We start from the raw sequence: 22033 nt of genomic DNA, 5'->3' as shown, positions 1-22033 counted from the left end.
ACCCCCGGCTTCCCCCTGCCGGGGGTGCGGCGCGTCCGGGTTCAGCCCTTGGCCTGGGCCTCGACTGCCGCGGCTGCGGCGGCGACCTCGTCGGGGTCGGCCAGGTAGCGCTCCGACACCGGCTTGTCCTCGACCGGGTGGAAGTCGTCGTCCAGCTCGTAGACGAGGGGCTGGCCGGTCGGGATGTTGAGGCCAGGGATCTCGTCGTCGCTGATGTGGTCGAGGTGCTTGACCAGGGCCCGCAGCGAGTTGCCGTGGGCGGCGACGAGCACGGTGTGGCCGTCGGCGAGGTCGGGGACGATGGCGTCGAACCAGTAGGGAAGCATCCGCTCGACCACGTCCTTCAGGCACTCGCTGGCCGGGCGCAGCTCCGGCGGCACGTGGGCGTAGCGAGGGTCGTCGTTGGGGTTGAAGCGGTTGTCGGCCTCGATCGCCGGCGGGGGCGTGTCGTAGCTGCGCCGCCAGATGTGGACCTGGTCGTCCCCGTACTTCTCGGCGGTCTCGGCCTTGTCCCGGCCGGTGAGGTCGCCGTAGTGGCGCTCGTTCAGGCGCCAGTGCCGGCGCACCGGGATCCACGAGCGGTCGCAGGCGGCGAGGGCGAGCTCGGCGGTGCGGATCGCCCGGGTCTGCAGGGAGGTGTGCACCGTGTCGGGGAGCACGCCCTTCTCGAGCAGCAGCTCGCCGCCGGTGCGGGCCTCGTGCTCGCCCAGCTCGGTGAGCGGGGCGTCGTACCAGCCGGTGAACAGGTTCTCGAGGTTCCAGACCGACTGCCCGTGGCGGAGCAGGACGAGCGTGTGCGACATGGTCCGGACCGTAGCGGGACCGGTCTCTGGCGGGCACCCGTCCGGCGCCACATCAGCCGCACGACCGGGCGTACGCTTGCCGGCAGGGGAGAGGGGGGCTCAGACATGCTCGACATCGACGAGGCAACAGATCACAACGCCACCGCGGTCCGGCTGCGATACCTGGAGCCGGGGGTGCCGTTGCGGCTCGCCGTGCTCCGTGACGTGCTCGGCGGGTTCGCGTGCTCGATCGTGGAGGCCGACGGCCGCACGATCTGGATCGACCTGCCGATCCGGCGCGACGCGATGCTCGACCTGGAGGTCGGCCAGCTCGTGTCGGTGCGCTTCGACCGCCCCGGCGACGCCGTCTACTCCTTCGACACCGTCGTCACCGACCTGCGCCCCGACGACCGCGCCCCGTTCGGCCTGGCGATGCCGGTCACCATCGACCGGCGCGCCCGTCGCAACGACGCCCGGGTGCCGCTGGTCCTCGACGCCCACTTCGAGGTCGACGGCGGGCTGAGCGGTCTGGCCAAGGTCGTCGATCTCTCCGCCGGCGGGGTCGGCCTCATCTGCGAGGAGGAGCTGACCGAGGGGGCCGTGCTCACGGTGCGCTGCGCCCTGCCCGGCCCGGACGGGGAGGTGCCCATCGAGCAGCGGGCCGAGGTGCGCACCGTGTCGATGTACGGCCGCACGCCCGGCGGCACCACGCTGCACCACTACGGGGTGGCGTTCACCGGCGGCGACGACGAGCTGCGCGAGCAGATCCTCACGTCGGTGATCTGGAACCTCACCCACAACCCCGCCGTCCTGTAGCCCGATCCGTTCCGGGCCGCGGTGCACGCCCCGGAGGCGTGGGGAGCGGCCCGGTCCGTCGAGCGGGCGTCAGTCGCGAGCGCCGGTGAGCTGCAGGCGGCGGAGGCCCACCGTGGCGAGCGCCAGGCAGACGATGGTGATGAGGCCGAGGCGGACGACGGCGTCCCATCCCTCGGGGATGCCGCTGCGCGTCGGTGCCCCGGCCACGTCGCCGAGGCCGGTGAAGGTGGCCTGGCCCTGCCACGTCGGGGACAGCTGGGCGATGCCGGACAGCACGGCGCCGAGCAGTCGCTCGATCACGAACACGATGGCCAGCGACCACACCGCGGCCCGACGGGTGATGGCGCCGATGAGCACGAAGAGGGCGATGTGGGCGGCGGCGCCGGCCGCAGTGGCCACCACGACGGGTCCGACGAGGCTGCTGGCACCGGCGAGGACCGCGGCGACGGCGGCGCACGGGACGAGGGTGAGCAGGGCGATGAGCCAGCCGCCCAGCCAGCGGGCGAGGGCGAGCTCCCAGAAGCGCACGGGGGTGAGCCAGGTGAAGCCGAGGGTGCCGGAGCGGACCTCGGCCCCGAGGACCGCATCGCCGATGACGAGGGTGCCGAGCGGCATGGCCAGGCCGAAGATGCCGAGGGCAGCGACGTCGGTGAACGCCGCGTCCGCGGTGTCGTCGAGCGCGAGGGACAGCAGGCCGCTGGCGAGGATCGTGGCGCACGGCAGGGCGAGCACGGCGAGGCGGCGAGCGGGCAGGCACGCCCTCGGCACGTAGGCGACCAGGGCGGGCAGCCGGCGCAGCGGCGACCCGGTGGGACGGAGGGCGGTGGGGGAGGTCATCGGCTGGTCAGGTCGGCGAAGACGCTGTCGAGGGATGCGTCGAGGGCCCGGACCTCGCGCAGGCGGACGTCGAGCTGGCGGGACAGGCCGGGCAGGGCGAGGGCGAGCTCGCCGGCGTTGCCGGTGGAGATGGTGACGCCGGCGTCGGCGAGCTCGACGGCGACGACCTGGTCGAGGCCGAGCAGGCCGGTGGCGAGGCGACGGTCGTCGTCGGAGCGCAGCAGCACCCGTCGGGGCCGGTCGGCCATGGCGTCGCGGATGGCGCGGTGGCTGCCGGCGGCGGCGAGGCGCCCGTGCACGACGACGATGACCCGCGCCGCCAGGCGCTCGACCTCGTGGAGGACGTGGCTGCTGACGACGACGGTGCGCCCGGCCGCGCCGAGGGCCTGGAACAGCTCGATGAGGGCGACCCGCTGGACCGGGTCGGCGCCGTTCAGGGGCTCGTCGAGGACGAGCACCTCGGGGTCGGTGACGAGGGCGGCGGCGACCTTGGCCCGCTGGCGCATGCCCTTGGAGAACCCGCCCAGGCGACGGTCGGCCACGTCGGTGAGGGAGACCTCGGCCAGGGAGCGCTCGACAGCATCGCGGTCGGTGACGCCGTTCAGCGTCGCCTGGTAGCGGACGAGCTGGCGGGCGGTGAGCGCCTCGGGGACGGCGTCCTCCTCCGGCACGAGGGCGACGCGGGCCTGGACGTCGCGGTGGCCGCGGGGATCGTGGCCGAGCACCGTGACGTGGCCGCGGCGGGGCGGGATGAGGCCGCACATGGCCCGCATGAGGGTGGTCTTGCCGGCGCCGTTGGGGCCGAGCAGGCCGGTGACGCCCGGTCCGAACGAGCACGACAGCTCCGACAGCGCGACCTTCTGGCCGAACCAGACCGACACGTCGTCGACCACGACGGTGGCGTCGTCGACGAAGGCGGGGTCGAGGCCCTCGGTGGTGGTCATGTCTCCACCCAGCGGTAGCGCCACAGCAGGGTGGCCAGCGACCCGCCGACGACGGCCAGGTACACGCCCACCGCGAGGGCACCGCCGCCGGTCACCCCGGCGAGGTCGGCATCGGGGGAGATCTGCCCGTCGAAGATCAGGTCACGGACCTGCAGCGGGTTGTTGAGCAGGTTCACCGCCGCCCAGGCGGTGCTCCCGGATCCGCCCTCGGTGAGGATCGCCGCGGTCACCGACGTCACCAGCAGCACGATGAGCAGGGCAGCGGCGGCCACGATGCGCCGGGTGGCGAAGGAGGAGATGGCCACGGCGAGCGAGGCGTAGTAGAGGGCGAGGACGGCCACGGCGAGGGGCACCTGCCAGAGCACCGCAGCGTTGTCGGTCAGATAGTCGAGGGCGGCGTCGCTCACCAGCATCTGGCCGACGAAGAGCACGACCTGGGGCAGGAACCCGAAGGCGAAGACGATGGCCGCCACGGCACCGACCTTGGCCGCCACGTAGTCGCTGCCGGTCAGCGGCCGGGCGAACAGCAGCGGCAGCACGCGGTTGCGTCGATCCGGGCAGATGACGTCGGGTGCGGTGAGGCCGACGAACACGAGCAGCGCGGTGGAGACGCCGACGTACTCCTGGTACGTGATGATCTCGATCGTGTCCTCGAACCGACCGCGGGTGATGTAGGCCACGCCGACGTTGACGATGGCCGGCACCGTGGCGATGGCGAGCAGCACCCAGGGGAACAGCTTCTGGCGCCAGGACCTGCGGATGCCGAGCGCCCGGCGGACCGAGGCCTTGAACAGGGCGAGGCGTGCGGCCGAGCGACCGCCGAGCTCGCCGTCGTAGGGGCGGTAGCCGCGGTCGTAGACGCGCCCGGTTGGGTTGGTCGCCGTCATGTGAGGCCCGCGGCGTGGTCGGCGAGGAAGACGTCGTCGAGGCTGGAGCGCTGGCTGGTCAGGCCGTGCAGCGGCAGGCCGGCGTCGGCGACCGCCGCGACGATGGCGTCGAGGTCGTCGTCACCGGTGACCGGCACCTCGACGGTGCCGTCAGCCAGGAGGGTCGCCTCCCGACCGGCGAGCGCGGCGAGCAGATCCGTGCCCCGCCCGGCGGTGTCGACCCGCACGACCCCGGTCGTGTGCAGCAGCTCCTCGGTGCGGCCCGATGCGACGAGCCGGCCGGCGTCGATCATGACGACCTGGTCGCACGTCGTCTGCACGTCATCGAGCAGGTGGGTGGCCATGATCACCGAGATCCCGAACGTGCCGAGCCGGCGCACCAGGTCGAGCATCTCGTGGCGGCCCTGCGGGTCGAGCCCGGCGGTCGGCTCGTCGAGCAGCACCAGCTTCGGATCGGCCACCAGCGCCTGGGCCAGCTTCGCCCGCTGGCGCATGCCGGTGGAGAACCCCTCGATCGGCCGGAACCGCGCCTCATCCAGCCCCACCAGGTCGAGCACGTCGCTCGCCCGCTGGCGCGCCGCCCGGGCTGGGAGGCCGGCGATCTCCCCGAGCATGGACACGACGTCCGCCGCCGACTGATCGGTCGGCAGGCAGTCGTGCTCCGGCATGTACCCGAGCCGGGTCCGGACGCCGATGGGATCCAACCCGACGTCGATCCCGTCAACGATGACGGTCCCGGAGTCGGGCCGGGTCAGCCCGAGCAGGATCCGGAAGAACGTCGACTTGCCGGCACCGTTGGCGCCGACGAGGCCGATGACCCCCGGCTCCAACGTCACGGCCAGCGAGTCGAGCGCTCGGACGGTGCCGTCGTAGGTCTTCGTGAGGTCGTCGACCTCGAGCAACGCCGCCATCGGCAGCAGTCTCTCAGACGCAAACCGTGCTCGTGCCCGCTCCTCTCAACGGATGATGGAGAAGCTGCCCGGAGCTGGGATCGGCGTGCTGTCGTTGGGGTTCGGCAGCATGTAGAGCGTGCCCTGGTTCTGTCGAAGGCGCCGTGCGATGAACTGAGCGTTTCGCGGCGAACTCACCGCTGGGCTTCGGAACTCGACGTTCATGCTCGGGCCGAAGAAGATGCCTTGTGTGACTACCTTCGCCCCAGCCTTGAGGTCGGTTGTGCCGCTGCCCTCGCTCCAGAAGAGCAAGTCCTCCAGGCCCCGTGGTGACGGCGGGACGCCAGACGTGGTGTTCGGCGCAGTCCAGTCGACGACGCCGTTGAACTCGAGGCGGCCGGCATCAGCGATATTCCCTGTCTTCTTCGGGCAGGGCTCGTCCGTCGAGCAGTTGCCTCCGTTGATCGTCTGCTGCACCTGGTACCCACTCGAGAGCGTGTCGCCGGCGGTGTAGACCATGGTGTTGCACATGGCCATGTTCCCGGCGGAGTCCAGGTTCGGCCCATCGTCTCCGAAGATCGCCAGTTCTGCCCAGCCGCTCTGCGCGCCCGTGGGGCACACCGTGTTGACCGATCCGCCCACTGCCAGGGTGGGAAGCGAGTTGCTGCGGATCCGAACGCTTCCGGTGTTGGCGACCGTGAAGCTGGACGAGTTCTTCATACTGTTGTCGTACCCATCGATGCCGCCGACGTAGATGCGCTCCACTCGCGTACCGAAATCGATGCCTCCGGCCACGCTCAGCTTTCCTCTGATCGTCACTTCAGCCACGTCGCCGATTGCCGCGGTGGTGAAGCTGAGCGACTGTCCGTTCGGCACCTTGACGTCGCCGTCGAAGACGATCCTGTTAGGTGTGCCGAGCACCGAGGCCACGTCGTCGATCCGACCAGTCGTATCGTCGTAGGTGTCACACCGGATGTACCAGTTGGCGGCGTCGGTGTCGGCGTCATCGAACGCGTTGAGATCGCAGTCGAGCCGCTTCCAGCCGTCCCCGACGGTGTCCGAGCTCACGGTAATGCTCGCGGCCGCTCTTGCCCGGCTGTGCAGGTCCGTCACTGCCGGGTTGGCCGTCGAGTTGAACTCCTCGTCGACCGGCACCCGTGACACGACGTCCCCGGGCTGGGGGGTGGCGTTCACACCGCCCGGGACCTCCTTGGCGGCGTTCGACGTCGCCACGACGTAGAGCAGTCCTTCGACGCCAGTGGACGGTGACGGATGGAGGTGGATGCTGGGGCCACCGCTCGACAGTGGCTTGCCGTAGACGGCCACGGAGTTGGCGGCGTTCCCGTTGCAGCCGCTGTTTGCGGTCGTGTCGACGTGGATCGTGCCCGGCTGATCGGTGGAGGGGATGCCAAGGATCTGGATACCGCCCACGTCTGCGCCGTTCGCGCTGGTGCCCAGAGCGTCACAGTCCGAACGCTCCAGGATCAGGAAGGCTGGGATGATCTTGTTGTCGTTGTCGAGCGTGGACCGGATGACCGCGTTAGCGGACGTCGTCAGCGAGCCGACGCCGATCACCCCGGCGAACGCCGTGTCGTCGACGCGCTGAACGGCGATGCGCATGCGTTGGCACTGGTCGGTACCGTCGTTGAGGCCATCGCCGGAGAAACGCGGATCCTCGATCTCCTCAGGGGGGATCGGCCAGCGCACCGTGACCGCATACGGGTCGTCGATAACCGTGGCGTTTGATGGGAGCGGCGTCGTCGCGGTGCAGCCAGCGATCGTCATGGGGAATGTGCTACACGCTGCGTCGATCTGAGCGTTCGTCGGGTTGAATCCGGTCGCGTTCGTCCGGATGGACGCCATGGCGGCCTTACAGGCATCCTGTGGCCTCGAGACCACGGTCCCTCCCGAAGTGGCGCCATATCCGGCCATCTCTCGCCCCGCCGAGAGCGACGCGAGGTCAGCGAGCTGCTGCTCGTCGCGCTTGGATGACCGGGCTTGGCCCAAATCCACCGTCATCGCCACGATGATCAAGATGACCGTGAGGCTGAGAGCGAAGATGAGGAGGAAGGCTCCACGTTCGCCACGACGGACACGGGAACTCATCACAAGTCGCCCTCCGAGCGGGCAGTGGCTTCGCTCTCGAGGGTGACCTCGTAGCTTCCGAACAACACGAGATCGATCTTGGCGGGCTTCCTCGCGGTGACCTGCACGCGCAACCCTTCATCGACCGCAGTGACGATGTACTCCTGTCCCTGGATGCAAGGGTCGTTGTCGTCGTCGGTCGAGTACTCGGTGTCCGGTGACACGACCTCCAAGCCACCTTCGCTGCCGATCACGAGCGAGACGCAGACATCGCCTTCGACCAACGAGCCAGTTGATCTCTCCACGATGAGTTCACGTACGGCTTCCGCCCACGTGCGGCCGGCGAACTCTTGATCGGGTGCTACCGCCGCGGCATAGCGAGCGCCCTCGCGAGTGGCGTGCGTCATCTGCTGCTTCTCGTTCAACGCCAGCCCGGCTGTGATCCCTCCGAATAGGAGCATCGCGAAGACCGGTAGCAGCAAGGCGAACTCGACGAGAGAGGCCCCTCCGTCACGCCGTTTCATTGGTCTTGCCATGGCTCGCCTCGCCCCGTCGCGCTCGCGCGCACGCACATTCCCAGGGCGGAGAGTACTGGGCCATACGGCCTAGGTGTCAGCGGAGATCCGGCCTTCTCGGCAGTCGCAGCGGAGGACGCACGCCGATCGGGGTCCAGCGGCCTGGCGGACCGCGGATCGTGCGGTAGAGGTCACGGATCGAGCGGGAATGTCGAAGTTGTCAACTCCACACTCAAGTTTTATGCTGGCACAGCGCAACCGGCCTGGAACCGAGGGTCGGCGCCACTTCCCTGACCCCATCCGAAGTCCCGTTCCACTTGGAGGAACCCCATGCCCAAGGCCGTCGGCATCGATCTCGGCACCACCAACTCCGTCGTCTCGGTCCTCGAGGCCGGCGACCCCGTCGTCATCCCCAACAGCGAGGGCGCCCGCACCACCCCGTCCGTCGTCGCCTTCTCCAAGGGCGGCGAGGTCCTGGTGGGCGAGGTGGCCAAGCGCCAGGCGATCACCAACCCCGATCGCACGATCCGCTCCGTCAAGCGCCACATCGGCACGAACTGGAGCATCAAGATCGACGACAAGGACTACACGTCCCAGGAGATCTCGGCTCGCACGCTCATGAAGCTCAAGCGCGACGCCGAGGCCTACCTGGGCGACACCGTCACCCAGGCCGTCATCACGGTGCCGGCCTACTTCGATGACGCCCAGCGCACCGCCACCAAGGAAGCCGGCCAGATCGCCGGCCTCGAGGTGCTGCGCATCATCAACGAGCCCACCGCGGCCGCCCTGGCCTACGGGCTCGACAAGGAGGGCGACGCCGACCAGACCGTGCTCGTCTTCGACCTCGGTGGCGGCACCTTCGACGTGTCGGTCCTCGAGATCGGCGACGGCGTGTTCGAGGTCAAGTCCACCCACGGCGACACCAACCTCGGTGGCGACGACTGGGACCAGCGGGTCATGGACTGGCTGGTCGAGCAGTTCAAGTCTGCCCACGGCGTCGACCTGAGCAAGGACAACATGGCCGTGCAGCGCCTCAAGGAGGCGGCGGAGAAGGCCAAGATCGAACTCTCCCAGGTCCAGCAGACCCAGATCAACCTGCCCTTCATCACCGCCACGCAGGACGGTCCGCTCCACCTCGACGAGCAGCTCACCCGGGCCAAGTTCCAGGAGCTCACCCAGGACCTGCTCGACCGCTGCCGCAGCCCCTTCGAGCAGGCCATCAGCGATGCCGGCCTGTCCAAGGGCGACATCGACCACGTCATCCTCGTGGGCGGCTCCACCCGCATGCCGGCCGTGACCGACCTGGTCAAGGAGTTCACCGGCAAGGACCCGAACAAGTCGGTCAACCCCGACGAGGTCGTGGCCATCGGCGCTGCCGTCCAGGCCGGCGTGCTCAAGGGCGACGTCAAGGACGTGCTCCTGCTCGACGTCACCCCGCTGTCGCTCGGCATCGAGACCAAGGGCGGCGTGATGACCCGCCTCATCGAGCGCAACACCACCATCCCCACCAAGCGCACCGAGGTGTTCACCACCGCCGAGGACATGCAGCCGTCGGTGGAGATCCACGTCCTGCAGGGCGAGCGCGAGATGGCGTCGTTCAACAAGACGCTCGGCAAGTTCCAGCTCGTCGACCTGCCCCCCGCCCCCCGTGGCGTGCCCCAGATCGAGGTCACCTTCGACATCGACGCCAACGGCATCGTCCACGTGTCGGCCAAGGACCGGGCCACCGACAAGACCCAGTCGATGACCATCACCGGGCAGAGCTCGCTGGCCAAGGACGACATCGATCGCATGGTGAAGGACGCCGAGGCCCACGCCGAGGAGGACGCCAAGCGCCGCGAGGAGGCAGATGCCCGCAACCAGGGCGACACCCTCGTGTACCAGACCGAGAAGCTGCTCAAGGAGCAGGGCGAGAAGCTGTCGGGCGACGAGAAGCAGAAGGTCGAGGACGCCCTCGCCTCCCTGAAGACCGCGCTCGCCGGCGACGACGTGTCCGCCATCAAGGAGGCCACCGAGGCCCTCATGACGGCGTCGCAGGAGTTCACCCAGAAGCTCTACGAGTCGGCGGCCCAGTCCGAGGGCGGCGCCCCCGGCGGCGCGGCCGGTGGCACCGGTGCCACGTCGGCTGATGACGACGAGGTCGTCGACGCCGAGATCGTCGACGAGTGATCGACGTGGCCGACGACGACCTCACCCCAACCGACGACGTCGACGACCCCGCCCACGTGTCCGAGGCACTCGCCTCGGACGCGGAGGCGGTGGCCGAGTCGGTCGACGCCCACGCTGATGCCGACCACCACCTGGCTGACGACCCGCTCGACTTCACCCCCGAGCAGCTCGACGCCCTGGTGGCCGAGCGCGACGAGTTCCTCGACGCGTACCGGCGCACGGCGGCCGACTTCGACAACTACCGCAAGCAGGTCCAGAAGCGGATCACCGACGAGGTGGCCCGCAGCCAGGGCAGCTTCGTGGAGCGCATGCTCCCCGTGCTCGACGCCATCGAGGCGGCGCAGGCCCACGCCGGCGACGGCGAGGCCGGTGTCGAAGCGGTGTCCAAGTCGCTGTTCGGGTTCCTCGAGAAGGAGGGCCTCGAGCGGGTCGCCCCTGCCGGCGAGCCCTTCGACCCCAACTTGGCCGAGGCCGTCATGCACGAGGAAGGCGACGGCGAACCCACCGTCGTCGAGGTCCTCCGCACCGGCTACCTGTGGAACGGGCGTGTCATCCGCGCCGCCATGGTCAAGGTCGCCGGCTGAACGTGTTCGAATGAGTCCGCATCTGAGGAGGTGAGTCGTGGCACCCCAGCGTGAATGGTTCGAGAAGGACTACTACAAGGTGCTCGGGGTGTCCGACTCCGCCACCAAGGCCGAGATCACCAAGGCGTACCGGAAGCTGGCGCGAGAGAGCCATCCCGACCAGCACCCCGGCGACACCGCCGCCGAGGACCGCTTCAAGGAGATCTCCGCGGCCTACGACGTGCTCGGCGACGACGCCAAGCGCAAGGAGTACGACGAGGTCCGCCGCATGGGGCCCCTCGGGGGCATGGGCGGCGGACGCGGCGGAGGCGGTCAGCCCGGCGGGTTCCGCTTCGAAGACGCCAGCGACCTCGGCGACCTGTTCGGTGGCCTCTTCAACCGCGGACGCGGCGGGGGAGGCGGCGGCGGTCGCACCCGGCGCGGCACCGGCCCCCAGCGCGGCGCCGACCTGCAGTCCGAGCTGCACCTCACCTTCGAGGATGCGGTCTCGGGCGTCACCACGGCCGTGCACCTCACCTCCGAGGCGGCGTGCTCGCGCTGCTCCGGCAACGGCGCCGAACCCGGCACCACCCCGCTCGTCTGCACCAACTGCGGCGGGCGCGGTGTGCTCGACGACAACCAGGGGTTCTTCTCCTTCTCCCAGCCCTGCCCCACCTGCCAGGGCCGGGGCACCATCGTGGAGACCCCGTGCACCAACTGCCGGGGCAGCGGCATCGAGCACCGACCCCGCGAGGTCAAGGTGCGGGTGCCCGCCGGCGTCCAGGACGGCCAGCGCATCCGGCTCAAGGGCCGCGGTGGCCCCGGTCGCAACGGCGGGCCGCCCGGCGACCTGCACGTCATCGTGCACGTCGGGCCCCACCGCCTGTTCGGGCGCTCCGGCGACGACCTCACCCTCACCGTGCCGGTCACCTTCGCCGAGGCCGCCCTCGGCGCCGACATCGAGGTGCCGACCCTGGACGAGCCGGTGAAGATCCGCGTGCCCGCCGGCACGAAGTCGGGCAAGGTGTTCCGCGTGGGTGGCAAGGGGGTGTCCCGCAACGGCAAGACCGGCTCGCTGCTCGTGACCATCGAGGTGGCGGTGCCCGCCAAGCTCTCCCGGGACGAGCGCAAGGCGATCGAGGCGCTCGCCTCGCTCGAGACCGAATCGCCCCGCAAGCACCTGGGCGTCTGAAGGGGAGGACGACCATGACGACCGAACCATCGAGGCCCGAGGGTCGCTTCCACGCCCGGGCCGTCTACGTCATCTCCGTCGCGGCCGAGCTCGCCGGCGTCCACCCCCAGACCCTGCGCATCTACGAGCGCAAGGGCCTGGTCGACCCGGCCCGCACCAGCGGCGGCAGCCGCCGCTACTCCGACGCCGACATCGAACAGCTCCGTCGCATCTCCGAGCTCACCGACGAGGGCCTCAACCTCGCCGGCGTGAAGAAGGTGCTCGCCCTCGAGGCCGAGCTGGAGGACCTGCGCGCCGAGCTTGCCGACGCCCGCCGGGCCGTCGGCGAGGCCGTCGAGTCCACCCACCGCCACTACCGACGAGACCTCGTGCCGCTCCGCCAGGAGGTCGCCGTGTTCGGCCGGATCAACCTGCCGGAGCGCTGATCGAAACTTGAGTGGGGCGTTGTCAGGTTTCCTGAGTGAGAGTAGCCTGGAGCCATGCCGCTGGACCCGAACAAGTGGACCCTGAAGACCCAGGAGGCGTTCTCCGCTGCGGTCGAGCAGGCCAAGTCGCTCAACAACCCCGAGGTCACCGCCGACCACCTCCTGGCTGCGCTCCTGCGCCAGACCGACGGCGGGATCGCCCTTCCGATCCTGGAGAAGGTCGGTGTCGACCACCGCTCGGTGCGCAACGCCGCCGACGAGGCCATCGCCAAGCTGCCCAAGGCCTACGGGGGCTCCGAGCCCCGCCTGTCACGGGAGCTGTCGACGGTGATGACCACCGCCGAGGCGGCCAAGACCGAGCTCGGTGACGAGTACCTCTCCGTCGAGCACCTGCTGCTCGGCCTCACCGAGAAGCTCGGCGTCACCAAGGACGACCTGCTGTCGGGCATGCGCGAGGTGCGCGGCTCGCACCGGGTCACCAGCCAGAACCCCGAGGACCAGTACCAGGCGCTGGAGAAGTACGGGCGCGACCTCACCGCCGCGGCCCGCGCCGGCAAGCTCGACCCGGTCATCGGTCGAGATGAGGAGATCCGCCGGGTCATCCAGGTGCTGTCGCGTCGCACCAAGAACAACCCGGTGCTCATCGGCGAGCCCGGCGTCGGCAAGACCGCCATCGTCGAGGGCCTCGCTCGTCGCGTGGTCGAGGGCGACGTGCCCGAGACCCTGAAGGACAAGAAGGTCGTCAGCCTCGACGTGTCGTCCATGGTCGCGGGCGCCAAGTACCGCGGCGAGTTCGAGGAGCGGCTCAAGGCCGTCCTCAAGGAGATCACCGACTCCGAAGGTCAGGTCATCACCTTCATCGACGAGATGCACACCGTCGTCGGGGCCGGCGCGTCCGAGGGCTCCACCGGTGCGGGCGACATGCTCAAGCCGATGCTGGCCCGCGGCGAGCTGCGCATGATCGGCGCCACCACGCTGGACGAGTTCCGCAAGTACGTGGAGAAGGACCCGGCCCTCGAGCGCCGCTTCCAGCAGGTGTTCGTCGGCGAGCCCTCGGTCGAGGACTCCGTCGCCATCCTTCGCGGTCTGAAGGAGCGCTACGAGGTGCACCACGGCGTGCGCATCCAGGACGCTGCCCTCGTCGCCGCTGCCGCCCTGTCGGACCGCTACCTCACCGGGCGCTTCCTGCCCGACAAGGCCATCGACCTCATCGACGAGGCCGCCTCCAAGCTGCGCATCGAGATCGACTCGCTGCCCACCGAGATCGACGTGGTCGAGCGACGCATCCGCCAGCTCGAGATCGAGCGGGTCGCCCTGGCCAAGGAGACCGACGCGCCCTCCGTGGCCCGCCTCGAGGACCTCGACCAGGAGCTCGCCAACCTGCGCGAGGAGCGCGACGGCATGCTCGCCCACTGGGACCGCGAGAAGCACGCCATCGGCGAGATCCGCGCCCTCAAGGAGGAGATGGAGACCCTGCGCGAGCGCCTCGAGCGCGAGCAGGACCTCGAGAAGGCCGCCGAGATCCGCTACGGCCGCATCCCCGAGCTGGAGCGCCAGGTCGACGACGCCACCAAGCGCCTCACCGAGCTGCAGTCCGAGTCGCGCATGCTCAAGGAGGAGGTCGACGAGGAGGACGTCGCCGAGATCGTCTCCCGCTGGACCGGCGTGCCCGTGTCGCGCCTCATGGAGGGCGAGATGGCCAAGCTCGTCCGCATGGAGGAGGTCCTCCACGAGCGGGTCATCGGTCAGGACGAAGCCGTCGAGGCCGTGGCCAAGGCCATCCGCCGCAGCCGGGCCGGCCTCTCCGACCCGCACCGCCCGATCGGTTCGTTCCTGTTCCTCGGCCCGACCGGTGTCGGCAAGACCGAGCTCGCCCGCACGCTCGCCGACTTCCTCTTCGACGACGAGCGGGCCATGGTCCGCATCGACATGAGCGAGTACATGGAGAAGCACTCCGTGTCCCGCCTGGTCGGTGCGCCCCCCGGCTACGTCGGCCACGAGGAGGGCGGCCAGCTCACCGAGCTCGTCCGGCGCCGGCCCTACTCCGTCGTCCTGCTGGACGAGCTCGAGAAGGCCCACCCCGACGTCTTCAACATCCTGCTGCAGGTGCTCGACGACGGGCGCCTCACCGACAGCCAGGGCCGCACGGTCGACTTCGCCAACACCGTGCTGATCATGACGTCGAACATGCCGGGCGACCCCCGGGACCACCTGCGCCCCGAGTTCATCAACCGCATCGACGACATCGTCCGGTTCCGTGAGCTCACCGAGGCCGACCTGGCTCCGATCGTCGAGATCCAGCTCGGTCACCTGCACCAGCGCCTCGCCGACCGCCGCATCACCCTCGAGGTGACCGACGCGGCCAAGGAGAAGCTGGCGGCGCTCGGCTACGACCCGGCCTACGGGGCCCGCCCGCTCAAGCGGGTCATCCAGCGGGAGGTCGCCGACCGCATCGCCGGCGCCATCCTCGAGGGCCGCCTCGTCGACGGCGACGTCGCCACCCTCGACGTCTCCGGCGACGAGCTCAGCCTCGAGACCACCCAACCCGTCTGAACACCTCCGGGACCGGCAGCGACTGCGGAACCGCCGTAGGAAAACTGGCAGCGGCCACGGAACACGAAGCCCGTGCGTTCCGTGGCCGCTGCCAGTTTCAGTCGGTGGCGCCGCCGGCGTAGGTCCCGAAGCTCCAGGCGTTGCCCTCGGGGTCGCGCACGGAGAAGCCCATGCCGCCGGGGTCGTAGTGCGGTTCCTCCGGCTCGCGGATGACGTCGACGCCGGCTGCTCGGCAGCGCTCCCACACGGCGTGCGGGTCGGCGGTGACGACGTAGAGGCCGTTGCGCCCGGGCGGGGGGAGGAACGGGTTGCCCTCGTCGGCAGCGGAGATGCCGACGATGCCGCCCTCGGGCCAGCGGTACTCGCTGTGCACGATCCCGCCCTCCTCGTCACGCACCAGCACGAGCTCCTCGAAGCCGAGCACCTGGGTGACGAAGCGGATCCCGACCTCCGGGTCCGTGTACGTCATCGATCCCCAGATGCCGTCCACGTAGGGCTGGCCGTCGCGGCTCGCTCCGGCGGCGACGTCGACCCGGTACGGGCTGCCCTCGGACCGGGCGGCGTACTCGTCGAGGGAGACGTCCTCGATCGGCTGGGACAGCATCCAGCGGTGGCCGTAGGGATCGAGGAGGGTGCCGTGGCGCGCGCCGTGGGGCTGGTCCTCGGGCTCGCGCTGCGGGGTGGCGCCCGCAGCGACGGCCCGGGCGAACATCGCGTCCACGTCGGTCACCGTGAGGTGCATGGCGTAGGGCGTGCCGCCGAGCGTCGTCGGGGACACCACGTCCATCGCCGGGTGCTCGTCGGAGAGGTAGAAGACGGCGTCGCCGATGCGGAACTCGGCGTGGCCCAGCAGCCCGTCGGGTCCGACGACCCGGAACTGCTCCTCGGCGCCGAACGCCTGCGTGTACCAGGTGAGGGCACCGACGGCGTCGCTCGCCGTGAGGTAGGGGATGACCGCGGTCGCGGTCGCGGTGGTGGGCATGGGCTTCCTCCGTGGAAGGGCGATCGGTGGTGCGGTGTCGGCCGGGTCGAGGTCGAGGGCGTCGAGCAGCCGGGCGCGCAGGGCGCGGGTGAAGCTCGGGCGGGGCTGCTGGGGCCCGGTCGGTGACGCGAGGGCGTCGAAGGGGTCGGTCATCGAGCCGGCCTCCCGTTCTCGTAGCTGGCCCGGAACGCGGCCCTGGCGCGGACCAGCAGCACCTCGGTGGCGCCCTCGGTCCGGCCGAGGCACGCCGCCACCTCGCGCACGGGCAGGCCGTCGAGGTAGCGGAGCGCCAGCGCGCTGCGATGGTGGCCGCCGAGCGCCGCCAGCGTCTCGTGCGCGGCGAGCACGTCGAGGTGCACGTCCCACTCGTCGTCCGAGGTCGGTGGTCGGTCGAGCTCGGTGGTGAGGCGCTGGTCCCGCTCGCTGCGCCGCCAGTGGTCGACCAGCTTGTGGCGGGCGACGCCGATAAGCCAGGCCACGCTCAGGTGCGGCACCGCCCCACGCCGCACGGCATCGACCGCGGCCAGGAACGTCTCCGACGTGAGGTCCTCGGCCACCGACGCCGACCCGCAGCGCGCCGCGAGGTATCCGTACACCTCGGGCAACGCCCGGTCGTAGAGGTCGACGAGGGCGTGGCGCTGGTCCGGGGTCGCAGGCAGCTCGCTCACCATCCCCTCCATCGTCCGGCCGCGCCGAAGTCCTACACCCCGATCTTCTCCGAGGAACGCGCGTCGGGGAAGGCGAACAATGGGGGCATGGCGGATTCGCCCTGGACCGGGGATGCCTGCTCGCTCGTCGACGCCTTCCGGGCAGGTGAGCGCGCACCGAAGGAGGAGCTGGAGGCGACGCTCGCCGCCATCGAGGCCAGCGACCTCAACGCCTTCTCCCACGTGGACCCAGACCGGGCCCGGGCCGCCGCCGCGGCAGCCGATGTCTCCCAACCCTTTGGCGGCGTGCCGACCGGCATCAAGGAGCTGGACCCGGTGGCGGGCTGGCCCTACACCGAGAGCTCGCTCGTCTTCCGGGACCGCATCGCGACCCAGACCGGGACGGTCATCGAGCGGCTCCTGGAGCAGGGCGGCGCGGTGCCGGTCGGGCTGACGACGGCCAGCGAGTTCGGTGGCCTCAACGTGAGCGTCACCAAGATGAACGGGGTCACCCACAACCCGTGGCGCCACGGCCGCACGGTCGGCGGCTCCTCGAGCGGGTCGGCGGCCGCGGTCGCCGGCGGGCTCGTCAGCCTGGCCAGCGGCGGCGACGGCGGCGGGTCGATCCGCATCCCCGCGGGCTACACCGGGCTCCTCGGCTTCAAGGGCACCTTCGGCCGCACGCCTCGCAGCCCCGGCGCCTACATGCGACCCCACACCGTGGTGCTCGGCAACCTGGCCCGCTCCGTCCGAGACGCCGCCCGCTACTACGACGTCGTCACCGGCCACCATCCGGCCGACCCGACGAGCCTGCCCAAGCACCCCTCGTTCGAGGACGGCCTCGGCAGCCACGACCTCGCCGGCAAGCGGGTGGCCGTCATCCCGGCGCTGGGCGGGGTCACGCTGGAACCCGGCGTCGAGGAGCGCATCCGCGCCGAGGCCGACGCCCTCATCGCGGCGACCGGCATGGTGCGCGTCGATCTCGACGTCCGTCCACCGAACCTGGCCGCCCAGTGGATGATGGGCAACCTGGCCACCTTGCTGGCCGACCTCGGCGATCGCTGGCCGGCGTGCGCGCCGGAGCTCACCGAGGAGGTGGCCATCGGCCTGCGGCTCGCCACCTCCATGTACAACTTGCACACCGCGGCCGCCGCCGAGCGCATGCGGGTGGCGGCCAACGAGGAGATGGCCCGGGCCTTCGGTGAGGTCGACTTCTTCATCGCCACCACCAACCCCGGTCCCGCGTTCCCTGCCGAGTCGACCACGAGCAGTCCGAGCGACTCGTTCCTCGAGTGGGCCCAGACGAACGCAGCGGCGAAGTGGGCCTTTCGAGGCGTCCTCGGCGGGGTGCGGGTGGCCAGCGCCTTCGCCCCCGGCCTGCCCGATCAGCTGCTCGACCGGGTGGGCAAGGCATTCCCCGACCTCATCAACATGGGTGCGCTGACGATCATCTCGAACATCTACGGCAACCCGGCCGTCTCGATCCCCGCCGGCACCGTCGATGACCTGCCCGTCGGGATCCAGGTGCTGGGCCGCCACCACGAGGATGCGCTGCTGTTCGACGTTGCCCTCGCCGCCGAGCGGGAGCGGCCCTGGCCCCTCGTGGCGCCGGGCGTAGGGACGTCGACCTGACGCCGTTGCTGGCACGCGCCGTGCCAGCAACCTGTCCGGACGAACGCAGAGCGCGGCAATCGAGGCGCGAAACGTCTGCTTGTACACACGCTGCGTGAGGTTTTTCCAGCTCTCGTGACACGCGAGCGGCAGAAGGGCCCGGAACTGCCGATTTGTGCGGGTCTGCCCCTGGTACGCCAGCACGCTGCGCAGTTCGATGACACCGGTGGCGCCCACGGGGCGCTTCGAGGATCGAGCGATCCCAGGGCAAATGCGGGCGGCAACGTGCCGACCCGGGTGCGAAACGAAGGCAGGCGAGATGAATTCACGACAGCGGTTCAAGCTGGGTGCGGGAGCAGGTCTGGTGACCATGCTCATCGGCGCCCTCATGGTGCTGGCGCCGGGTGCCGGCGCCGTCCTGGTCGAGCCAGACGACCCCCGGCTCGAAGAAGGCGGGAATCTCCTCTGCGAGTCCCTCGATCCGGCGTACACCGCCTCCGCCAAGAACGAGGCGGGAGCGACCTCAGGGACGATCTCCGGTAGCGGCTTTGCTGTGAGCTTCGAGTTGCTGCTGAACGCTGCAGGCGACGCGGACAACGAGATGGAGATCACGGTCCTCGAAGGTTCCCGCGCCGTGTACGCAGTCATCGTCAAGACCGGGAACGCCGGCAACGAGAACTCCAACGGCTTCACCGCCTACGAGGAGTTCAGCCCGGCACTCGTCGTGGGTGAGACGGGATCTGTGGGTTATCCGACGACCGCTGTCAGCAACATCCGCGTGTGCGGTAAGTCGCCGTCGCTGACGGTGACGAAGAACATCGCGTCGGAGGATTCGACGGCGCTGGCGCAGACGTTCTTCATCGATGTCGAGGGCACGAACGGCGATTCCGACACGCTCGGTGATGATGAGTTCATCGAGATCGACGACGCTTCGGGTGAGTACGTGATCACCGAGACCTTGCCCGAGACGGATTGGGAGGATCCGCAGATTACGTGCGGCGATGCCGTGACCTCGACCAACGAGGCGGGCGACTTCGTGGTCACCGTGAGCAACGTCGATGTGGACTGCATCGTCACCAACACCCCCGAGACCCCGACGACGCCGCCGTCGCTGACGGTGACGAAGAACATCGCGTCGGAGGACTCGACGGCACTGGCCGAGACGTTCTTCATCGATGTGGCGGGCACGAACGGCGATTCCGACACGCTCGGCGACGATGAGTTCATCGAGATCGACGACGCTTCGGGTGAGTACGTGATCACCGAGACCTTGCCCGAGACGGGTTGGGACGATCCGCAGATCACCTGTGGTGATGCCGTGACCTCGACCAACGAGGCGGGCGACTTCGTGGTCACCGTGAGCAACGTCGATGTGGACTGCATCGTCACCAACACCCCCGAAGAGGACACTCCGACCACGATCCCCCCACCCGTCCCCACGCCTGAGGCCGATCTCCGGATCGTGAAGGCCGTGACCGGCGATGTCCCCGACGACTGGAGCGCCTCGTTCCGAGGCGTCCCCGGCAACGAGCTCACCCTGTTCCAGCTCTCCGAAGGCAACGAGACCGAGGCGTTCCTCGACATCACTCCGGGGACCGTCCGGGTTCGGGAGTTGGCCTCGAGCGACTCCGAGCTCGTGGACATCGACTGCGAGGGCACTGAGCTCTGGGAAGAGGACGGCGACGCCGTGGAGGTCACCCTCGTGGATGACGACGACGTCACGTGCACCTTCACGAACTTCTACCCCGAGGAGCAGGTCCTCCCCGAGGAGGAGGAGCCGGGCTCCATCACGATCGTCAAGGCGGTCCAGGGTCCGGTCCCGCCGGAAGGATGGGCCTTCGGCTTCGACGTCAGCGACGGCCTCGGCCAGGTCATCCTGACCAACGCTGACGCTGACGAGACCTTCAACTCGGTGGAGGCCGGTCAGTACACGATCGTCGAGCACGACAACTCGGTCACGACGCTCGGGAGCATCGTGTGCGACGACCCCGACGCCGTCTCCAACGGTCGCACGGTGACCGTCGACGTCAGCGAAGGCGAGGACGTGACCTGCACGTTCACCAACGTGTTCCCGGCGCCGGCTCAGGCCGACACCGAGGTGCAGGGTGACGTGATCACCCGGACCCTGCCCCGCACCGGTGACGAGACCCGCAACCTCGCCGGCCTGGGTGCCTTCATGCTGGCGCTCGGTGCGGCGATGGTGCTGGGCAGCAAGCGCCAGCTCGCCAGCCGCTGAGGCTGACGGCCGGCCGCTGAGCGGCTTGCACTGATCGGAGCCCAGCCATCCACCCGGGTGGCTGGGCTCCGGCGCGTCCGGGTCCAGGCGATACGCGATGAGCGCATGAGCATCCGCTGCGTGCTGCGAACGCGGTGCGTGGCGCGAAGGCGCGCCAAACCGGACAGATACTCCAGAGCGCGCGGACCTTGGTCACTGTTCGCGCGCGGCGAGGTGGAGTCCCCTGGGAGGTAGGGCGCACCGAGCGGCCAGAGATCTTCCGACCTCGTCGATGCGGCCATGAGCGGTCGGTGACCGAGCCGATCGCAGGAAGCGAAGGTTGGTTCCGCGATGAGGGCGACAAGGCGACAGAAGTTCGGCTCCGTGATGGGCGTGCTGGTCATGCTCCTCGGGGCGTTGGCGATGCTCGTTCCGACAGGTGCCGGGGCGAGTCAGCAAGAAGGACAGAACGGAGCGTTCGCCGCGCAGTGCCGGGTTGCGCTGGACCTGCCGGACGACGCAGACGTCTACGGAGCGAAGTGGGAGAAGCGAGAGGGGCAGGACTCCACGGCCCCGATCGCACCGACCTCATCGCTCGGCGGCTTCACCGCACTGATGGGCTGGGCCCCGTCGGGTGACGGCACCCTGTTCACGTTCACCGGAGCGAGCGATCCGGTCTACGCGCTGGTGGTGAAGCAGGCGACCGACCCGCTGTACGTCCAGAGCTACAACGGGGTCACGTCGGGCACCCACCAGTTCACGAACCTCAACGGTGACGGCGACTTCAGCCATGTCAGCCTCTGCGGCTACGACAAGGCCCCGCCGCCCCCGCCCCCCGATACCGGCGCTCTGAGCGTCGACAAGGTGGTGATCGGTGGCGATCCTGAGGTGACTGCCGGGCTGGCGTTCGGCTTCAGCGTGGAGTGCACGCTCGACGACGACATCGTCGCCGTCGACCCGGCGACGTTCACCCTGACCGGTGCGCAGGAGCCCCGGGTGTTCACGGACCTGCCCGTCGGCTCGGAGTGCTGGGTGAGCGAGACCGGTGACAGGCACGGTGCGACCACGTCGATCTCGGTGAACGGCGGCACGCCGGTTCCGGGAACCGCGACCCAGGTGACCATCGGCAGTGGCACGACAGCAGTGGTGGTGACCAACACCTTCGGTGAGATCCCGCCGCCGCCGCCGCCGCCGCCGCCACCACCTCCTCCGCCGCCGCCACCTCCGCCCACCGATGAGGTCGAGCCCTCGTCGTTGACGGTGGTCAAGGTGCTGACGGGAGAGGACCTCCCCACGACGTGGGACTTCGGCTTCGAGGCGCAGGGCCCAGACGTCGAAGAGGAGTTCGTGCTCGACGAGACCGCCCTCCAAGCCACGTTCGACGACCTGGACGAGGGCACCTACACCATCACTGAGGTCCAGGAGGACGGTGACCGGTCGACCCTGGCCGGCGTCGTCTGCCTCGAGGGCGCCGAGGCGATGGAGGTCGCAGTTGACGGGTACACCGCCACGGTGTCGCTCGACGAGGGTGACGACGTGACGTGCACGTTCACCAACACCTACCCGCCGGTTCCCGAGGTGCTCCCCGAGGACGAGGTGATCCCGCCGCCGACCACCGAGCCGGTTCCCGAGACCACCCCGCCGGTGCCGGCCACCACCCCGCCCACCGCCGAGGTGCAGGGCGACGTGGTCCTCCGGCAGCTGCCCTACACGGGTGACGGCACCCGCAACCTGGCGATCCTGGGCTCGGCCCTCCTCGCCGCTGGTGCGGTCCTCCTGGCGCGCGGCAACCGGCGCATGGAGAGCCAACGCTGACACCGATCAGTCGAACCTGGGCCCGACCGTCCCCGGACGGTCGGGCCCAGGCGCGTCTCACATTCGTGGCCTGCCGCGGCGGCCGCGTACCATGGGTCAACGGCT

Annotated in this window: 18 protein-coding genes; 9 read left to right on the top strand and 9 right to left on the bottom strand. The window is 69.9% G+C overall.

Going from position 1 to position 22033, the window contains the following annotated elements; translation table 11 throughout:
* Positions 1-41 precede the first annotated feature (41 nt).
* Complete coding sequence (locus RGQ06_RS06040) at positions 42-803, bottom strand: phosphoglyceromutase (protein ID WP_432427466.1); 762 nt, start codon at positions 801-803, stop codon at positions 42-44.
* Positions 804-908: 105 nt separating this feature from the next.
* Between RGQ06_RS06040 and RGQ06_RS06035 the strand changes: the two genes are divergently transcribed.
* On the top strand, positions 909-1598 hold the full coding sequence (locus RGQ06_RS06035) for a PilZ domain-containing protein (protein WP_432427467.1): 690 nt from the start codon (positions 909-911) through the stop codon (positions 1596-1598).
* A gap of 69 nt (positions 1599-1667) precedes the next feature.
* Here RGQ06_RS06035 and RGQ06_RS06030 read toward each other — a convergent pair whose 3' ends face one another.
* From RGQ06_RS06030 to RGQ06_RS06005, 6 genes are read right to left on the bottom strand one after another with little or no spacing between them, the layout of a single operon-like run.
* Positions 1668-2435: a hypothetical protein gene (locus RGQ06_RS06030; protein ID WP_432427468.1), complete on the bottom strand. Its 768-nt coding sequence runs from the start codon at positions 2433-2435 to the stop codon at positions 1668-1670.
* Complete coding sequence (locus tag RGQ06_RS06025; protein WP_432427469.1) at positions 2432-3379, bottom strand: ABC transporter ATP-binding protein; 948 nt, start codon at positions 3377-3379, stop codon at positions 2432-2434. The genes RGQ06_RS06030 and RGQ06_RS06025 overlap by 4 nt, the downstream gene beginning before the upstream one ends.
* Entirely contained in the window at positions 3376-4266 is an 891-nt protein-coding gene (locus RGQ06_RS06020) for a hypothetical protein (protein WP_432427470.1), read from the bottom strand. The genes RGQ06_RS06025 and RGQ06_RS06020 overlap by 4 nt, the downstream gene beginning before the upstream one ends.
* Entirely contained in the window at positions 4263-5177 is a 915-nt protein-coding gene (locus tag RGQ06_RS06015) for an ABC transporter ATP-binding protein (protein ID WP_432427471.1), read from the bottom strand. The genes RGQ06_RS06020 and RGQ06_RS06015 overlap by 4 nt, the downstream gene beginning before the upstream one ends.
* Positions 5178-5222: 45 nt before the next feature.
* Entirely contained in the window at positions 5223-7262 is a 2040-nt protein-coding gene (locus tag RGQ06_RS06010) for a pilus assembly protein TadG-related protein (RefSeq protein WP_432427472.1), read from the bottom strand.
* Positions 7262-7777 (bottom strand): TadE/TadG family type IV pilus assembly protein, encoded by a 516-nt coding sequence (locus RGQ06_RS06005; protein ID WP_432427473.1) that lies wholly within the window; start codon positions 7775-7777, stop codon positions 7262-7264. Before RGQ06_RS06005 ends, RGQ06_RS06010 begins: the two co-directional genes overlap by 1 nt.
* A 309-nt stretch (positions 7778-8086) precedes the next feature.
* On the opposite strand from RGQ06_RS06005, the gene dnaK reads away from it, so the two are divergent.
* Genes dnaK through RGQ06_RS05980 form a run of 5 tightly spaced genes read left to right on the top strand, consistent with a single transcriptional unit; the run spans position 8087 to position 14658 of the window.
* Complete coding sequence (gene dnaK / locus RGQ06_RS06000; RefSeq protein ID WP_432427474.1) at positions 8087-9925, top strand: molecular chaperone DnaK; 1839 nt, start codon at positions 8087-8089, stop codon at positions 9923-9925.
* A gap of 5 nt (positions 9926-9930) precedes the next feature.
* On the top strand, positions 9931-10509 hold the full coding sequence (locus RGQ06_RS05995; RefSeq protein WP_432427475.1) for a nucleotide exchange factor GrpE: 579 nt from the start codon (positions 9931-9933) through the stop codon (positions 10507-10509).
* Positions 10510-10546: 37 nt separating this feature from the next.
* Entirely contained in the window at positions 10547-11680 is a 1134-nt protein-coding gene (gene dnaJ, locus RGQ06_RS05990; RefSeq protein WP_432427476.1) for a molecular chaperone DnaJ, read from the top strand.
* A gap of 14 nt (positions 11681-11694) precedes the next feature.
* Positions 11695-12105, top strand: a complete 411-nt coding sequence (locus RGQ06_RS05985) for a heat shock protein transcriptional repressor HspR (RefSeq protein WP_432427477.1) — start codon at positions 11695-11697, stop codon at positions 12103-12105.
* Positions 12106-12165: 60 nt separating this feature from the next.
* Complete coding sequence (locus tag RGQ06_RS05980; RefSeq protein WP_432427720.1) at positions 12166-14658, top strand: ATP-dependent Clp protease ATP-binding subunit; 2493 nt, start codon at positions 12166-12168, stop codon at positions 14656-14658.
* Positions 14659-14755: 97 nt separating this feature from the next.
* Here RGQ06_RS05980 and RGQ06_RS05975 read toward each other — a convergent pair whose 3' ends face one another.
* Both RGQ06_RS05975 and RGQ06_RS05970 read right to left on the bottom strand, forming a co-directional pair.
* Complete coding sequence (locus RGQ06_RS05975) at positions 14756-15793, bottom strand: VOC family protein (protein ID WP_432427478.1); 1038 nt, start codon at positions 15791-15793, stop codon at positions 14756-14758.
* Positions 15790-16308, bottom strand: coding sequence for an RNA polymerase sigma factor (locus RGQ06_RS05970; RefSeq protein ID WP_432427721.1), 519 nt, complete (start codon positions 16306-16308; stop codon positions 15790-15792). The genes RGQ06_RS05975 and RGQ06_RS05970 overlap by 4 nt, the downstream gene beginning before the upstream one ends.
* An 87-nt stretch (positions 16309-16395) precedes the next feature.
* Here RGQ06_RS05970 and RGQ06_RS05965 point away from each other — a divergent pair, with 87 nt between their 5' ends.
* The 3 genes from RGQ06_RS05965 (at position 16396) to RGQ06_RS05955 (ending at position 21928) form a co-directional block, all read left to right on the top strand.
* Positions 16396-17919: an amidase gene (locus RGQ06_RS05965; RefSeq protein WP_432427479.1), complete on the top strand. Its 1524-nt coding sequence runs from the start codon at positions 16396-16398 to the stop codon at positions 17917-17919.
* A gap of 349 nt (positions 17920-18268) precedes the next feature.
* Complete coding sequence (locus tag RGQ06_RS05960) at positions 18269-20134, top strand: prealbumin-like fold domain-containing protein (protein ID WP_432427722.1); 1866 nt, start codon at positions 18269-18271, stop codon at positions 20132-20134.
* Between the two features lie 330 nt (positions 20135-20464).
* On the top strand, positions 20465-21928 hold the full coding sequence (locus RGQ06_RS05955; RefSeq protein ID WP_432427480.1) for a DUF5979 domain-containing protein: 1464 nt from the start codon (positions 20465-20467) through the stop codon (positions 21926-21928).
* The last annotated feature ends 105 nt before the right edge of the window (positions 21929-22033 follow it).

The sequence above is a fragment of the Salinilacustrithrix flava genome (genome assembly GCF_041228405.1).
Classification (GTDB): Bacteria; Actinomycetota; Acidimicrobiia; order Acidimicrobiales; family Salinilacustritrichaceae; genus Salinilacustrithrix; species Salinilacustrithrix flava.
This window is presented reverse-complemented; position numbering and strand designations above follow the sequence as displayed.

Coding starts and splice junctions, on each gene's coding strand:
- RGQ06_RS06040 (WP_432427466.1), bottom strand. CDS start 803: ATGTCGCACACGCTCGTCCTGCTCCGCCACGGGCAGTCGGTCTGGAAC.
- RGQ06_RS06035 (WP_432427467.1), top strand. CDS start 909: ATGCTCGACATCGACGAGGCAACAGATCACAACGCCACCGCGGTCCGG.
- RGQ06_RS06030 (WP_432427468.1), bottom strand. CDS start 2,435: ATGACCTCCCCCACCGCCCTCCGTCCCACCGGGTCGCCGCTGCGCCGG.
- RGQ06_RS06025 (WP_432427469.1), bottom strand. CDS start 3,379: ATGACCACCACCGAGGGCCTCGACCCCGCCTTCGTCGACGACGCCACC.
- RGQ06_RS06020 (WP_432427470.1), bottom strand. CDS start 4,266: ATGACGGCGACCAACCCAACCGGGCGCGTCTACGACCGCGGCTACCGC.
- RGQ06_RS06015 (WP_432427471.1), bottom strand. CDS start 5,177: ATGGCGGCGTTGCTCGAGGTCGACGACCTCACGAAGACCTACGACGGC.
- RGQ06_RS06010 (WP_432427472.1), bottom strand. CDS start 7,262: ATGAGTTCCCGTGTCCGTCGTGGCGAACGTGGAGCCTTCCTCCTCATC.
- RGQ06_RS06005 (WP_432427473.1), bottom strand. CDS start 7,777: ATGGCAAGACCAATGAAACGGCGTGACGGAGGGGCCTCTCTCGTCGAG.
- dnaK (WP_432427474.1), top strand. CDS start 8,087: ATGCCCAAGGCCGTCGGCATCGATCTCGGCACCACCAACTCCGTCGTC.
- RGQ06_RS05985 (WP_432427477.1), top strand. CDS start 11,695: ATGACGACCGAACCATCGAGGCCCGAGGGTCGCTTCCACGCCCGGGCC.
- RGQ06_RS05975 (WP_432427478.1), bottom strand. CDS start 15,793: ATGACCGACCCCTTCGACGCCCTCGCGTCACCGACCGGGCCCCAGCAG.
- RGQ06_RS05965 (WP_432427479.1), top strand. CDS start 16,396: ATGGCGGATTCGCCCTGGACCGGGGATGCCTGCTCGCTCGTCGACGCC.
- RGQ06_RS05960 (WP_432427722.1), top strand. CDS start 18,269: ATGCTCATCGGCGCCCTCATGGTGCTGGCGCCGGGTGCCGGCGCCGTC.
- RGQ06_RS05955 (WP_432427480.1), top strand. CDS start 20,465: ATGAGGGCGACAAGGCGACAGAAGTTCGGCTCCGTGATGGGCGTGCTG.